This is a genomic window from Longimicrobiaceae bacterium (genome assembly GCA_035936415.1).
Taxonomy (GTDB): domain Bacteria; phylum Gemmatimonadota; class Gemmatimonadetes; order Longimicrobiales; family Longimicrobiaceae; genus JAFAYN01.
The window spans coordinates 1-13,556 of sequence record DASYWD010000531.1 but is presented as its reverse complement, the minus strand read 5'-3'; the positions used below and the strand labels follow the sequence as shown (position 1 = coordinate 13,556).

General features: G+C 71.9%; 15 protein-coding genes. 6 read left to right on the top strand and 9 right to left on the bottom strand.

Annotated features, from left to right (window positions below; translation table 11 throughout):
* From VGR37_21515 to VGR37_21500, 4 genes are all read right to left on the bottom strand, one after another.
* On the bottom strand, nt 1–223 hold a 223-nt coding region (locus VGR37_21515), incomplete at its 3' end, for a hypothetical protein (GenBank protein HEV2149990.1).
* 39 nt (nt 224–262) lie between these two features.
* On the bottom strand, nt 263–892 hold the full coding sequence (locus tag VGR37_21510) for a penicillin-binding protein activator LpoB (protein ID HEV2149989.1): 630 nt from the start codon (nt 890–892) through the stop codon (nt 263–265).
* Between the two features lie 454 nt (nt 893–1,346).
* On the bottom strand, nt 1,347–2,717 hold the full coding sequence (locus tag VGR37_21505) for a sigma-54 dependent transcriptional regulator (protein HEV2149988.1): 1,371 nt from the start codon (nt 2,715–2,717) through the stop codon (nt 1,347–1,349).
* Between the two features lie 202 nt (nt 2,718–2,919).
* On the bottom strand, nt 2,920–4,710 hold the full coding sequence (locus VGR37_21500) for an ATP-binding protein (protein HEV2149987.1): 1,791 nt from the start codon (nt 4,708–4,710) through the stop codon (nt 2,920–2,922).
* A 300-nt stretch (nt 4,711–5,010) separates the two neighbouring features.
* On the opposite strand from VGR37_21500, the gene VGR37_21495 reads away from it, so the two are divergent.
* From VGR37_21495 to VGR37_21480, 4 genes are all read left to right on the top strand, one after another.
* Nucleotides 5,011–5,271: a hypothetical protein gene (locus VGR37_21495; protein HEV2149986.1), complete on the top strand. Its 261-nt coding sequence runs from the start codon at nt 5,011–5,013 to the stop codon at nt 5,269–5,271.
* A gap of 62 nt (nt 5,272–5,333) precedes the next feature.
* Nucleotides 5,334–5,591 (top strand): hypothetical protein, encoded by a 258-nt coding sequence (locus VGR37_21490; GenBank protein HEV2149985.1) that lies wholly within the window; start codon nt 5,334–5,336, stop codon nt 5,589–5,591.
* Nucleotides 5,592–5,703: 112 nt separating this feature from the next.
* Nucleotides 5,704–7,089: a putative glycoside hydrolase gene (locus tag VGR37_21485; GenBank protein ID HEV2149984.1), complete on the top strand. Its 1,386-nt coding sequence runs from the start codon at nt 5,704–5,706 to the stop codon at nt 7,087–7,089.
* A gap of 35 nt (nt 7,090–7,124) precedes the next feature.
* Nucleotides 7,125–7,586 carry an EVE domain-containing protein gene (locus VGR37_21480; GenBank protein HEV2149983.1) on the top strand — a complete coding sequence of 154 codons (462 nt, stop codon included), beginning with the start codon at nt 7,125–7,127 and terminating at the stop codon, nt 7,584–7,586.
* 82 nt (nt 7,587–7,668) lie between these two features.
* Here VGR37_21480 and VGR37_21475 read toward each other — a convergent pair whose 3' ends face one another.
* Nucleotides 7,669–8,517, bottom strand: a complete 849-nt coding sequence (locus VGR37_21475; protein ID HEV2149982.1) for a helix-turn-helix domain-containing protein — start codon at nt 8,515–8,517, stop codon at nt 7,669–7,671.
* A gap of 122 nt (nt 8,518–8,639) precedes the next feature.
* Between VGR37_21475 and VGR37_21470 the strand changes: the two genes are divergently transcribed.
* Nucleotides 8,640–8,837, top strand: a complete 198-nt coding sequence (locus VGR37_21470; GenBank protein HEV2149981.1) for a hypothetical protein — start codon at nt 8,640–8,642, stop codon at nt 8,835–8,837.
* Nucleotides 8,838–8,888: 51 nt separating this feature from the next.
* On the opposite strand, the gene VGR37_21465 is transcribed toward VGR37_21470, so the two are convergent.
* From VGR37_21465 to VGR37_21455, 3 genes are all read right to left on the bottom strand, one after another.
* Nucleotides 8,889–10,178 (bottom strand): tetratricopeptide repeat protein, encoded by a 1,290-nt coding sequence (locus tag VGR37_21465; protein ID HEV2149980.1) that lies wholly within the window; start codon nt 10,176–10,178, stop codon nt 8,889–8,891.
* Between the two features lie 180 nt (nt 10,179–10,358).
* The gene (locus VGR37_21460) at nt 10,359–11,096 is read right to left on the bottom strand and encodes a Rad52/Rad22 family DNA repair protein (protein ID HEV2149979.1); all 738 of its coding nucleotides are present in this window, start codon (nt 11,094–11,096) and stop codon (nt 10,359–10,361) included.
* Between the two features lie 64 nt (nt 11,097–11,160).
* Entirely contained in the window at nt 11,161–11,514 is a 354-nt protein-coding gene (locus VGR37_21455) for a hypothetical protein (GenBank protein HEV2149978.1), read from the bottom strand.
* A 394-nt stretch (nt 11,515–11,908) separates the two neighbouring features.
* Here VGR37_21455 and ligD point away from each other — a divergent pair, with 394 nt between their 5' ends.
* Complete coding sequence (gene ligD, locus VGR37_21450) at nt 11,909–12,817, top strand: non-homologous end-joining DNA ligase (protein ID HEV2149977.1); 909 nt, start codon at nt 11,909–11,911, stop codon at nt 12,815–12,817.
* Between the two features lie 154 nt (nt 12,818–12,971).
* Here ligD and VGR37_21445 read toward each other — a convergent pair.
* Nucleotides 12,972–13,556 (bottom strand): hypothetical protein (locus tag VGR37_21445; protein ID HEV2149976.1); only part of this gene is annotated, 585 nt, incomplete at its 5' end.

The following is a 13,556-nucleotide window of genomic DNA, read 5'->3' as shown; positions in this document are numbered from 1 at the left end:
CGCTGCAGGTGGCGAAGGCCGCCGCCTCGGCGCGCTCGCGCTGCTCGGCGATCCGCTCGCGCTCGGCGGCGCCCTCCGCGCGCGCCGCGTCGACCACCTCGTCGGAGGTGGAGGCCAGGATCGCCCCGTTCTCGAAGACCGGGTACAGGGGGCGGATGGTGGGGCTGCACGCCCCTGCCGTGGCGGCGAGTGCGGCCAGGGCGAAGATGGAGTTCCGGTTCATGGTCGGCTCCGTGCGCTGTGATGGAAGGGTGCGTGGAGCCTAGAGGCGGACGCGCGGACGCTCGACGAACTTCTTGATCTTGTGCTGCCCGACCCAGGTCTTCTGGTTGGTCTCCAGGTCCACCAGCGTCATGTCCACCTGGTAGTAGACGACGCTCCTGCGGCCCTCGCGGTCCTCGATGGACTGGATGTCGCCCTGCAGCATGTAGTCGGCGCCGAGCTCCTTGCCCAGCCGCGCGCGGGTGTCCGCCGCGGCGAACTCCTGCTGGTCGAAGCGCTCGTCGCGCACCTCCTCCCGCTCCGTCGGCGAGGCCACCACCTGCACGAGCCCGCTGCGCACGTAGGCGCGCTCCAGGTCCCGGACGAAGGTGCCCACCGGGATGTGCTCCATGCTCCGGTTGCGGACGGTGCCGACGATCACGGCGGGCCGGCGGCCGCCGTGCACCTGCGTGTGGCGCAGGGCCCAGCTCTGGCCGGCGGCGGCGTCGAAGCTTTCGCGGATGATCTCCTCGGCGACGAGGCGGCTGTCCACGTCGTTCCAGCGGCCGGACAGGTCCACGGCCTGCTCGGGGGCGATGCGCGTCACCTGCCGGGCGCACCCGCCGGAGACGAGAAGGAGGCCGGCGAGCGCGGCGAGCGAGCCGGCGCGGGCAAGGGAAGCGATGCTCATGGGTTCTCCAGGCGATGATGAGGTACGGCCTACGCTACGGCGGGAGGTTCAAAGGCACGCCACGTACCGCGGGCGGCCGTTTTTCCATGCGATTACAGGCCAATCACTTGCACGATCGGAGCACTTCCGGGCCCCGCGGAGCTGTCCACGCGAGTGGACGGCGGGGAGCGCGAGCAGGGACAGCGCGGCACTCCCTCCGCCCGATCAACGCGCGAGCACCGGGGATTCTGACGGCGGGAGCGGACACCCGGCCACAGGACCCTGCCAGCGACCCGCCGTCGCCGTTCCCGCAGTACCCACATGAAGCTGTACGGAGGGAGACAGCCGGGTAGTTTCGGCTGGCTCACTCCGGCGAGGGGAGACAGGCCGGCGGTTTGGCCTGGCTCCCGGAGCCCGTGGAGGAGACCGGCGCTGTTTGCCGGGCTCCGGAGCGGCCCGCCACGACCAGAAAATCTTAAAGACCGTACTCCTTGAGCTTCTGCCAGAGGGTGGTCCGGCCCATCCCCAGCGCCGCCGCCGCCCGGGTGCGGTTCCCCTCCGCGTCTTCGAGCGCCTGCCGGATCGCCTCGCGCTCCTCGTCCGGCCCCGCCGGCGCCTGGTAGCGGCGCGAGGTCTCACCGTTGGCGGAGGCGGCCCGCTCCTCCGGCTCGGCCTTGCGCTCGGCGGACGCCCCCTCGCGCACCTCCTCGGGGACGTGGCAGGCGAGGATGCGGTTGCCGTCGCAGACGATGCAGGCGTGCTCCACCGCGGCCATCAGCTCACGGACGTTCCCCGGCCAGTCGTACGCCCGCAGGATCTCCGTGGCCTCGTCGGACAGGCCGGTGATCCGTCGGGTGGGGTTGGTGACCCGCTCGTTCCAGCGCGCCACCGCCGCGGCGGCGAGGGCCGGGATGTCCTCCGGCCGGTCCCGGAGGTCGGGGATGCGGATCTGGAAGACCTTGAGCCGGAAGTACAGGTCCGCGCGGAACCTCCCCTCCTCCACCCGGGCCTCCAGGTCCTGGTGGGTGGCGGCGATCACCCGCACGTCCACGGGGACGGCGCGGGCCGTCCCCACGCGGGTGACCTCGCGCTCCTGGAGGACGCGGAGGAGGCGCGCCTGCATCCCGGGGCTGACGTCGCCGATCTCGTCCAGGAAGAGCGTCCCTCCGCTCGCCTCCTCGAAGAGCCCCTTGCGGTCGGCCACCGCGCCGGTGAACGCTCCCCGCGCGTGCCCGAACAGCTCCGATTCCAGCAGCCCCTCGGCCAGGGCGGAGCAGTTCACCGCCACGAAGGCCTTGCCGCGGCGCCCGCTCTCCTCGTGGATGGCGCGCGCCACCAGCTCCTTCCCCGTCCCCGTGGCGCCGCGCAGGAGCACCGTGGACTCGGTGGGCGCCACGCGCGCGATGGCGCGGTGCACCTCCTTCATCCGGCTCCCGGTGGCGATGATCCGGGCCGCGCCCTCACCCAGCACCGGCTGCCGCCGCGCGAGGATGGTGCGGATCTTGGAGCGGAGCACCGAGTTGTCGCACGGCTTGGTGACGTAGTCGTCCGCGCCCAGCTTGAGCGCCTGCACCGCCGAGTCCACCGTGGCGAAGCCGGTGAGCATCAGCACCGGCACGTCGTTCCCGCCGCGCCGCAGCTCGTCCAGCACGGAGAGCCCGGTGCGCCCCTCCATCTTGAGGTCCAGGAGGACCAGGTCGTACGCGTCGGAGCGCAGCCGCTCCAGCCCCTCCTCCCCGCCCGGAGCCGCGTCCACCGCGTACCCCTCGTCCGCCAGCAGGGCCCCGGTCCCCACGCGGAACGCGCGGTCGTCGTCTATGATCAGGATATGCGGCGTGTCTGCCATGCGTGCTTTAAAGCTGGGTGTACCGACGAACTACGCGACTCGGGCGTGCCCCGGCTGGCGCCGGGTCGGGCTGCGGCGCCGTAGAGCACGATAAAACTGTGCTCAACGGCGGCGAGCCGCGGAAACGGCCCCGCGTCTCGCCCCTCCGGGCTCGCATCCCTCACGCGGATGCTCCCGCGCCAGGGAGATGCCCCCGCCCCCCTCACCCCACCACCGCCGACGCCTCCTCCTCCCTCTCCCCCACCGCCAGCGTCTCGTCCAGCGTCTCCCGCGGCAGCCGCACCGTGAACCGGCTCCCCTCGCCGGGCCGGCTCTCCACCACGATCCGCCCCCGGTGCCCGCGGATGATCCCCTCGGAGACGAACAGCCCCAGGCCCAGGCCCCGGACGCCGGGCTTGGTGGTGTAGAACGCCTCGAAGATGTGCGGGAGCTGCTCCTCGGTGATCCCGCTCCCGGTGTCCTCCACCGAGACCTCCACCGCGTCAGCGTCCACGCGGGTGGAGACGCGCAGCACGCCCCCGCCCGGCATGGCGTCCATGGCGTTGTTCACCAGGTTGGCGAGCACCTGCTGGATCGCGTCCGGGTGCGCCACGACCGGGGGGAGCCGCCGCTCCAGCCAGGCCTCCACCTTCACTCCGCGATCCGCCAGCTCCGGCGCGGCGAGCGCGAGGACCCGCTGCACCGTGGTGTTCAGCTTCAGGGGAGCGGCGGCGTCCGAGAGCGGGCGGCTGTGTTCCAGCATCCGCCGGGTCAGCGCCGCCATGCGGGACAGCTCCTCCTGCGCCAGGAGAAGGAACTCCCGGTTGGGGTCGTTGGGGTCGCCGCGCCGCTCCAGGGCCTCCAGGCAGTTCTGGATGTTGTAGATGGGGTTGTTGATCTCGTGGGAGAGCTGCGCCACCAGCCGCCCCATGGCGGCCAGCTTCTCCCGGTGGATCATCTCCGCCTGGGCGGAGCGGAGCCGGGCCTCGCGCTCCGCGATGGCGGAGCGCATCTCGGCGAAGGCGCGGGTGAGCACCCCGATCTCGTCTCCCGACGGCGGCGGGAGCGGTGCGCGGTAGTCGCCGCGCGCCAGCCGGCTGGACGCCTCCACCAGCACCTGCGCCGGCCGGGAAACGATCCGCGCCACCACCAGGGCCAGCACCAGCGCCAGGATCAGCGCCGCGAACCCCACGCCCAGGAGCGAGCTCCGGATCCCCGTGGCGATGCGCAGCTCGTTGGTGATGGGGCGGAAGAGGAGCACCGTGACGGCCGTTCCATGGGTGGGGAGCGAGACCGCCATGAACTGGTATGAGTCGCCCCCGAGCTTTTCACGGCCGATGCTCCCGGCGCGCACCCGCCCGAGGTCCCGCTCCAGGAGCTCTTCGTGGACGCTGTCCGGGAGCGTGCTGGCGATCAGCGAGTCGCCCACCATGAGCGCGATGTCCGCCGGACCGGTGACGTCCTTCTTCCAGTCCCGGAGCGCGGAGGCGCCCAGCCGCGTCCCGACCCCCACCACCCCCGCCACCCCGCTGTCCGTGGCCGCCACCCACAGCGCCAGGCGGATGGGCGCGCCGCCCTCCTGCGGAAAGGTCACCACCGTCCCGTCGGCCGCGGTGCGGAGCGAATCCAGGGCCCCGATCTCCACCTCCGGCCCCACCAGGACGTTCCCGGCCGTGTCGGCCGCGAGGACGATCCGGTCGCGGTCCAGGCGGCTCCGCAGGACCCGGCCCATGCGGCGCTCGTCCCCCTCCAGCCACGCCTCCCTCAGCTCCGGTGCGACCGCCCGGGCGATGGCGTCGTAGAGCAGGACCTCCCCGCGGTCCCGCCAGTTGCTGGCGAGGGCGGTGTCGGCGCGCGCCAGCTCCCCGACCGCGCGCTCGTACACGCGCGCCTCCACGGCCCGCGCGATGAGCACCAGCGTGGGGACCACGATCAGGAGCGCGGCCCCGGCGAACAGGAAGAAGACCTTGGTCCGGAGCGAGAGGCCCCGCGAGAGGCTGCTGAACCTGGGCAAAGTCCACCTCGGCATGCGGTTGGGGCGGCGGCGCCGCGACCGTTCACTGAACAGGAACGGCCGTTCACTGAACACCTGCGAACGTTCGGGACGGCGTGTCCGAACGGAGGGGCGAAGACGCCGCAACCCGTTGGAATGTAAGGCGGGAAGCGGACTTTCGCCATCCGAGCGGCGGATGGCCGCGTTCGGCACACCCATTGCTTTGTGAAGGGGCCGTGCCGCAGGAGGACGAGGCGGCGGAGGGCAGCGACCGGGATCGCCCCGGGAGCAACCGAATCCAGATGCTCAGGAGAGATCCAAATGCTGAAGAACCGCTTCCTCTCGATCTTCGCCGTCGCCGGCCTCGCCATGCTCGCCGCCTGCGGCGGCGACGAAGTCGATGCCGAGGCCGAGCTGGGCGAGGGCGGCGTGGTGACCGACACGCTGATCGAGCGCGGCACCGAGACCGTGCCGGTGGTCGCCGAGGTCCCGACCGCGGACACCGCCATCGTGGTGACGGACCGCGACGTGCAGGTGGACGTGGACCGCGACACCGTGCCGCTCGAAGAGCGCCGTCCGTAGGCTGCAAGACAACGAACGGGCTCCGCACGAGTGATACGGAGCCGCTTTACCCCCAGAAAGGAATGACTAAAATGCTGATGAAGCGCACTCTCTCGACCTTCGCCGCCGTCGCGGTGCTCGGCCTTGCCGCCTGCGGCGCCGAGGAGGAGGAGCCGGCGGTGATCGAGGAGACCCCGGCCGTGGACGCGACCGCCCCCGTGGTCGAGCCGGCTCCGGTGGTCGTCGATCCCGCGACCGATCCGGCTCTGACGGATCCGGCCATGACCGACACGACCGTCATGGCGCCGGGCGCGACCGAGCCGGTCACGACCCAGCCGTAAACGGCTTCGGTTCTGCTGGGCCGGGCCCGGGCACTCGCCCGGGCCCGGTTTTTTTTGTATCCTGTACCCTCCGCACCCGCACGACGCATCTCCCCGAACCGCCGCGCTCACCGTGAAGCACCCCTCCCGCACCTCGACCTCCCGCGTTCCGCTCGTGTGCGGGGCCCTGCTGCTGGCGCTCGGCGCCTGCGGCGACGCGCCCGCCCGGGGCGGCGCCGAGGTGGCCGACACCCGCGTCGCGGAGCCGGATCCGGCGGCGCTCGCGGAGCAGGCGCGGGCGGACAGCCTGGCCCGCTGGCGGGAGCGGTTCGGGAACCGCGTGCCCCGGCCGGACTCGGTGCGGGCGCTGTACGTGAACGGCTGGGCGGCGGGGCGGCGCGGCGGGATGCGCGACCTGATCCGGATCGCGGACGAGACGGAGATCAACGCCTTCGTCATCGACGTGAAGGAATCGGACACCTTCCTCGTGCACGACTCCACCGGGGTCGCCCTGGCGAAGGAGATCGGCGCGGACCAGCGCCCCGCCTCGAAGTGGCTCCCCGCGCTGATCGACACCCTGCAGGCGCACGGGATCTACCCCATCGCCCGGATCGTGGTGTTCAAGGACCGGATGCTGGCGGAGAAGCGCCCGGACCTGGCGATCCGCCACGCGAACGGCGGGGTGTGGAAGGACCAGAACGGGAAGCCGTGGGTGAACCCGTACGACCGGACCGTCTGGGACTACAACGTCGAAATCGCCCGCGAGGCGCTGGACATGGGCTTCTCCGAGGTCCAGTGGGACTACGTGCGCTTCCCGGACGTGGTGGAGAGCCTCCGCCGGACCATGGTCTTCCCCGGCTCCAACGGGGTGTCGCGCGAGGACAACATCGCGAGCTTCATCCGCTACTCGAAGGAGCGGCTCCGGGAGTACCAGGTCCCCGTGACGGCCGACGTCTTCGGGCTCATCACCCACCTGGAGGGGGACGCGGGGATCGGGCAGAACTGGGAGAAGGTGATCCAGGAGGCCGACGTCGTCCTCCCCATGGTGTACCCGTCGCACTACTACACGGGCTTCTACGGCTTCGGGCACCCCGCCGCGCACCCGTACGAGGTCATCCGCATCTCCATGCAGGACGGCGTCGAGCGCGCGGAGCACCTGCGCCGGCAGGGGAAGCAGGTCGCGGAGATCATGCCCTGGCTGGAGGCGCAGACGGCGTCCTGGATCCAGCCCACGGTGGAGTACGGCCCGGCGGAGCTGCGGCAGCAGATCCAGGCCACGTACGACTCCGGCCTGAAGAGCTGGACGCTGTGGAACCCCCGCTCCCAGTACGACCGCTACCTTCCCGCCTTCCGCCCGCAGGGGGGCGGCCCCTCCCCGCTGGAGCGGAGCGGATGGAAGCCGAAGGAGTGGAAGGTGCCGCGCGGGCGACTCAGCCCTGTGATCCGGGCGCGCGAGGCCGCCGAGCGGGCGGCCGCCGACTCCGCGCGCCCGGCGCAGCCCGCGGCGGGCGGACGGTAGCATTCCACCGGACACGAGGCGAGCGAAACCAACCGATGCGACACTGGCTGTTGAAGAGCGAGCCCGGCGCGTACTCGATCGAGGACCTGCGCCGGGACGGGAGCACCTTCTGGAACGGCGTGCGGAACTACCAGGCGCGCAACTTCATGCGGGACGAGATGCGCCTCGGCGACCCGGTCCTGTTCTACCACAGCAACGCGGAGCCGCCGGGAGTGGCCGGGATCGCCCGGGTCTCGAGGGAGGGATACCCGGACCCCACGGCGCTGGACCCGGAGAGCGACTACTTCGACCCGAAGGCGAGCCCGGAGGACCCGCGCTGGTTCATGGTGGACGTCGAGTTCGTGGAGGCGTTCCCCGAGCTCGTCCCGCTGGACGTGATCCGCGGCACCCCGGGGCTGGCAGCGATGCCGCTCGTGAACCGGAGCCGCCTGTCCGTGCAGCCGGTCACGGCGGAGGAGTTCGAGACCATCGCGGCGCTGGGGCGGGGCACGGCCTGACCCCGCACCACGCGAAAAAGCCGCGGGCGGGCACCGGTGCCGGCACCCGCCCGTTCCATCTTCCGGGCCCGCCCCGGCGCCGTCAGCCGGGTGCGGCGTCGCTCCGGGCGCGGCTGCGCCGCCTGCGCAGCCGTCCCTTCTCCCGCAGCCTCTGCAGCTCCGCCAGGAACGCCCGCGAGGCCGTGTCGAACGCGCCGGCCTCGCGCAGGTCGGTCGGCCCCATTCCCGCGAAGTCGATCAGCGCCCGCCGCAGCGCGGTGTCTGAGGTGTATCCGCACGCGCGGGCCACGCTGGACACCGTGCGCGCCCGGTCGTCCAGCAGCTCGGAGGCGAGGAGCACGCGGATCCATGCGAGGAGCCGGCGCGGCGGCGGAAGGTAGGACTTCTCGCACCACCGGGCCAACGTCTTGGTCGCCACGGACAGCGCCCGGGCCAGGTCGGGCGTGTGCCCCCCCGCGGAGATCGCCTCGGCGGATGCCATGAGGATGACCCGCCCCTTCCCGGAGACGTAGGAGGGGAGGATCCGCTTCAGCAGCTGCTTCAGGTACCGGCCCTGCGCCTGCCTGAGGATGCGCCGGATGGCCTGGGGGGTGTCCTCCACGCCGATCAGCACGATCTCCGAGATCCCGAGCCCGGCCAGTGCCTGCACGTCCTCCTCCGAACCCGGGCGCGGACGGAACGCCGCGACCACCCCGGCCCAGGGAAACTCCTGCAGCAGCTCGGTGAGCTGCGGTGCGAGCCGCCCCCCCGTTCCCCCGACGTAGGGATCCACGACGACGACCACGGTGGGAGGCGCGCCGCGGATGGCGTCCCGCAGCGGCTCCCACTCCGAAACCGACCAGAAGGCGAAGTCCGAGCCCGCCTGGAGGACCTGGTTGCGAAAATCGCTGTCCGGATGCAGCAGGAGGAGCGGGCGCGAGGCACGGCGCATGTAGTCCCCTATCTATGCGTACATTTCGAAGACATGTGTTGACACCCCTCCGGCGGGTGTCCACTTTAGCGCACGTCCACTCCGGACTTTCTCCCCCAAGTCACCCTCTCAAGGGAACCACAATGAAGATCGTGCGGCTGCTACTGATCGCTGGGCTCGTCGTCGCTCCCGCCGGCTGTGACGGGATCCTCCCGACGGCAGGGGCCGCGCCAGCGGTTCAGGCGCTTGCGTCCTCTGACACGACCGCAAGCACCGACTCGATGACGGCGTCGGATACGACGACCGCGAAGAGCGGCCACATGATCGGCTCAGGCAACTGAAAGCCTTGCGGGCTTGCTCGGTGGCTGTGCCCCCACTGCTTCACGGCCGAATCACACCGTCGCTGTCGAAGCGACGAGCGAACTCACGAGATCCGCAGCAAATTCATCAGCCTCACTAACGCGGGTCGGCGATGCGGGGCTCTGAACCTGTCCCCGAAGGGTGCAGATCGAGCTGAGGACCTGTTCGGCGGGAACGATGACGTCAATCTCCCCACGTGCACCGGCCCGGCCCAGCGCACGAACCGCGGCGCTATGGGCCAAGTCCCATTCCGATAGTTTGACCGCGCCATAGGCCATCTCCAACAGGGATGTAGTTAGTGCGGTCGACTCCTCCAACTTCGACGTGAGATCCCAGGCTTCGGTCCATGCCTCACGAAAGACCGCCGCCTCACGGGCTCCACCCGCTGCGTGAACGAGGGTAGCAAGAACCCGCATTCGAGTCTCAGCATCCCGGAAGTGTGGACGCAGAGCCTGGAACACAGGAAGTGCCCGCTGGTGCTCGCCCTGCGTGATCCAGAAGTACCCGAGATCGTGCGCAAGAGCGGGGATGGCTTTGTGGTCGGAACCGTAGGCCCGGAACGCAGATCTCCCGTACTCTTCCGCTTTCGCCACGTTTCCAAGCCCAGCCGTCACCGCAAACAGGTCGTGGTACGCGCCGCCCTGCAAATCGCGCAGTCCGTGGCGCCGAGCGATCCGCAATGCTTTGAGGTGCTCGCGCTCTGCGGGGAGGTACCGGCCCTGTCGGTAGTAGCTGTTGCCGAGGCCCGCGTACGCCGTCGCATGCGCCTCCCAGTCGCGCTTCCGGCGGCTCACGGCACTCGCGTGGCGGAACCAGAGCTCAGCCACGTCCCACACTGCACGTCGGCGGGCGGCGCACCCCGCTCGGTACGCCACCCGGGCGTCGTTGGGCGAGCACGTCGCGGCGGCCTGCAGGAACCGGAGCGCCGTAGCCGGGGTGTCGCCACGGGAATCGGCCCACTCGCCGATCCGCAGGCACGCCTCGGAGATCCGGCCCGGGTCGGCTCCCGCCGGATCGTCCAGCAGCTCGCAGACCGTCTCGAGCGCCGGGACCAGCTCCCGGGGCACCTCCGCCTCGGCCACACGGTGCCGGGTCTCGTCGCCCGCGCCGGGAGCGAAGAGGCCGGAGTGCTCGGCGGCCGGGGTCAGCGCCCAGGCCATGACGCTCCGGTACACCTGGTAGAGGACGGCCGCCGGGCCGGCGCCGCTCTCGCCAAGGATGTCGGCGCCCTCGAAGGATCCATTCGAACGTACGGCCGGGAGGGAGAGGCGCAGGAGGTGAGTAGAGCCGCGCAGGGCGGCTTCGCGCTGGGAACGCTTCATCGTTTGCTCCGGGGGGCAGGCTCCGCTCCGGGAAGGCTCACCGGGAACGGAGAACACGTGTACAGCTATTTTACCAGCGAAGCATCCCGGAATCCATAGGCTGGCGGCTCCGGCGCGAAAAAAGGCGGGTGCCCGGGGCACCCGCCTCGATCCGTAACGGATCCTGGCCCGAAGGGACCGTCAGGCGGCCTCCCGCCCGAAGTGGACCCCGGTCGCCTCCTCCAGAGCCTCGACCACGGTGCGGGTGAGCCGCACCTGCTCCTTCATCTCCGTCCAGTTCTCGCGGATGAAGTTCTTGAGGTTCTGCTTCTTCCCGGCGACCTCCGCCTCCCGCTCGTCCTCCACGCGCTGGCCGACCGCCCGGACGAACTCCAGCATGGCCTCGTGCTCCTGCCGGAGGCGCGCCAGGTTGTCCTTCTTCTTCGAGGCGGCGGGGGCGGCCTTCTTCGGGAGCGCCCAGGCGGGGAGCTGCGGCGGGTCCCACTTGAACGGCTTGCCGTCCTTGGTCTTGCCGCGGAGCTTCCCGTTCTCGCCGACCTGGACGAAGGTCTCGTCCAGGCGGTACAGGTAGCGCCCGATCCCCCACTGCACGGCGGCGCGCTTCATGGCGCCGGAGAGACCGCCCTTTACTTCCTCGATGTCCGTGTTCTCGGCGCCGTCCCACTTGGTGACCCACTCGCCGTCCACCTTGATGGAGATGCCGCACAGCACTCCGCCGCCGGGGCCGGGGCGGAACTCGTTGCGCCAGCGCCCCGGGCCCACCGTGTCGTCCAGGCGCTGCATGATGGCCCGGTTGGTGACGTAGGGGACGCTGATCGCCCACACCTTCCCGTTCTTCTCTCCCGCCTGCTGGAGGCGCCACTCGATCTCGTCGGCGGCGAAGAAGTCCTGCAGCGCGCTGAAGTCGATCTCGCTCATCGCTCGTCTCTCTGCTCTCGATGTCGCTGAAGCTCCCCCTCCGCCCCACCCTCCGCCACGCCGGCTACGCCGCCTCGGGCTCGTCGCGCGACGGGGCGACGCGGAGCCCCTCGGCGCGGCCGCGGCGGCTCTCCCCGCCGGCGTACCCCAGGTTCGCGAGGGCGCGCCCGATGGCGCCCGACTCGCACCTCTCCAGGTGGCCGCCGCGCCGGGAGGACCCCTGCCCCTCCACCTCGCGCGCCCAGCCGGAGGTGTAGATCCCCATGGACGCCTCCTCCGGGGTGCGGTACACCCGCGCCTCGAACACCACCTCCGGTCCGTCCAGCTTCACCGCGAAGGTGCGGATGGAGCCGTCCGGGTGGTCGCGGTAGAACGCCCCGACGCGCTCCTCGGCGCCCGCGTGATCCTGCTCTGCCATGGCTCTGCTCCCGGTGCACGTTCCAGCCTGGAGGCGGCGGGGCGCGCAGGCCGCGCATCCCCCTTTTTCGGCTTTCCGCCCCTGGCCCGACACGCCTCCCGACCCCCCGTCCTACGGGGGTCCGGGAACGCTCCTCCTGGTACACCGCCCGCACCCGAAAGTTCGCCGAAAGACCCCCTTCCCGCAAGGGTTTTCGTCGTGGACGGAGTGGGCGGCCCGGCCGGAGCGGAGTGCCGCGGACGGGGGGCCAGCCGGCCCGGCGCGGCACCGGGACGGGGGCGGCGGCCAGGCCGAAAACCGGCGCTTTCTCCCGCGCCGGGGGCGCGGCCGCGGGAGAATGGTTCTTGCGCCCCGGCGTCCCGGATGCGGTCGACGTTCTCACGGGGGAGGTGGCATGGCGCGCGGCGACGAGGCGACGGAGCTCGAGGGGGTGCGGCTGACGCACCCGGACCGGGTGCTCTACCCGGAGCAGGGGATCACCAAGCGGGAGCTGGCGGAGTACTACGCGGCCGTGGCGGAGCGGATGCTCCCGCACGTCCGGGGGCGCCCGCTGACGCTGGTGCGCTGCCCGTCCGGGCAGCAGACGGCGTGCTTCTACCAGCGCCGGGCCGGCAAGGGGACGCCGCGCGCGCTGGGGCGGGTGAAGGTGCCTGTGGAGGGGGAGGACGAAACGTACCTGGTGGCGGACACGCTCCCCGCGCTGGTGTCGCTGGTGCAGATGGGGGTGCTGGAGCTGCACGTCTGGGGCGCCCGGCGCGACCGCCTGGACCGCCCGGACCGGATGATCCTGGACCTCGATCCGGCGGAGGGGATCGGGTGGGCCGATGTGGTGGAGGCGGCGAAGGAGGCGCGCGAGCGGCTGGCGGCGGTGGGGCTGGAGAGCTGGGTGAAGACGAGCGGCGGGAAGGGACTGCACGTGGTCGCGCCGATCGCACGGCGGAGCGAATGGGAGTCGGTGCGGGAGTTCGCGCTCGGGGTGGCGGAGGGGATGGTGCGCGACGCGCCGGACCGGTACCTCACCAGCGCGTCGAAGGAGGAGCGCGCGGGGAAGATCTACGTGGACTACGTGCGCAACTCGTGGAGCGCGAGCGCCGTGGCGCCGTACTCGACCCGGTCCCGCCCGGGCGCGCCCGTGTCCTTCCCCCTCGCCTGGGACGCGCTGAGCGCCCGCGGCAAGCCCGGCGACTTCACCGTGCGCATGGCGCCGGAGCTGGTGCGGTCGCGGCCGGACCCGTGGGAGGACATGGAGAGCTCCCGGCAGGGGCTGACGAAGGAGGTGTGGCGGAAGCTGGGCAGGGCGTGAAGCGCGGAGCGGCAGGGGACAGGCTGCTCCGGAGGCGGATCAGGACGGGGCGAACAGGCTCGCAGCCTCGCGGCGGAGATGGCCGCAGCTCCGCTCCCCTTCAGGAGCAGCGCCGCCCCGAGCCCCGCTCCGACCGCCTTCGCTCGCTTCCCGATCACGTCCGCACCCGTCGAGAGTCCACGTCTTCCAGGAGCGCCCGTGCGGCTGCCTCCCCGGAGAGGATGCAGAGGGGGAGGCCGCCGCCGGGATGCGCGCTGCCGGAAGCCAGGTACACGCCCCGTGCGCCGGGGACCCGGTTGGGGGGGCGCCGGAACGCCGCGAACGGCGAGTTGGAGGCCGCCCCGTAGATGGCCCCGCGGCTCCCCGGGAAGGCGGCGGCGAGCTGCGCCGGGGTGCGCTCCCAGGCGAGGGCGTCGTCCGGGTGGCGGAGGCCGGCGGCGTCCAGCCGGGCCAGCACGCGCTCCCGCAGCCGGTCCCACTCCCCGGGTGGGCGCGGCCCGCCCGCCGGCTCCGGCGGCGCGTTCGCCATCACGAACACCGGCTCGTGCTCCGCCCACCCCGAGCGGCCGTGGCACGGCTCCTGGGCGCAGAGGTAGACGGTGGGCTCGCGCGGCGGCCGGCCGCGGTCGAACACGTCCGCGAACTCGTCCATGTACGCGGAGGGGAAGAGCACCGTGTGGGCGATGCGCGCATCGGCCCCGGAGCGGCGGCGGGCGCGCAGGACGCCGGTCCACCCCGA

Excerpts from the sequence above, each read along its gene's own strand:
- VGR37_21475 (HEV2149982.1), bottom strand. The coding sequence starts at position 8,517 with ATGCGCCGTGCCTCGCGCCCGCTCCTCCTGCTGCATCCGGACAGCGAT.
- VGR37_21460 (HEV2149979.1), bottom strand. The coding sequence starts at position 11,096 with ATGAGCGAGATCGACTTCAGCGCGCTGCAGGACTTCTTCGCCGCCGAC.
- ligD (HEV2149977.1), top strand. The coding sequence starts at position 11,909 with ATGGCGCGCGGCGACGAGGCGACGGAGCTCGAGGGGGTGCGGCTGACG.
- VGR37_21465 (HEV2149980.1), bottom strand. The coding sequence starts at position 10,178 with ATGAAGCGTTCCCAGCGCGAAGCCGCCCTGCGCGGCTCTACTCACCTC.
- VGR37_21510 (HEV2149989.1), bottom strand. The coding sequence starts at position 892 with ATGAGCATCGCTTCCCTTGCCCGCGCCGGCTCGCTCGCCGCGCTCGCC.
- VGR37_21505 (HEV2149988.1), bottom strand. The coding sequence starts at position 2,717 with ATGGCAGACACGCCGCATATCCTGATCATAGACGACGACCGCGCGTTC.
- VGR37_21480 (HEV2149983.1), top strand. The coding sequence starts at position 7,125 with ATGCGACACTGGCTGTTGAAGAGCGAGCCCGGCGCGTACTCGATCGAG.
- VGR37_21495 (HEV2149986.1), top strand. The coding sequence starts at position 5,011 with ATGCTGAAGAACCGCTTCCTCTCGATCTTCGCCGTCGCCGGCCTCGCC.
- VGR37_21455 (HEV2149978.1), bottom strand. The coding sequence starts at position 11,514 with ATGGCAGAGCAGGATCACGCGGGCGCCGAGGAGCGCGTCGGGGCGTTC.
- VGR37_21470 (HEV2149981.1), top strand. The coding sequence starts at position 8,640 with ATGAAGATCGTGCGGCTGCTACTGATCGCTGGGCTCGTCGTCGCTCCC.
- VGR37_21490 (HEV2149985.1), top strand. The coding sequence starts at position 5,334 with ATGACTAAAATGCTGATGAAGCGCACTCTCTCGACCTTCGCCGCCGTC.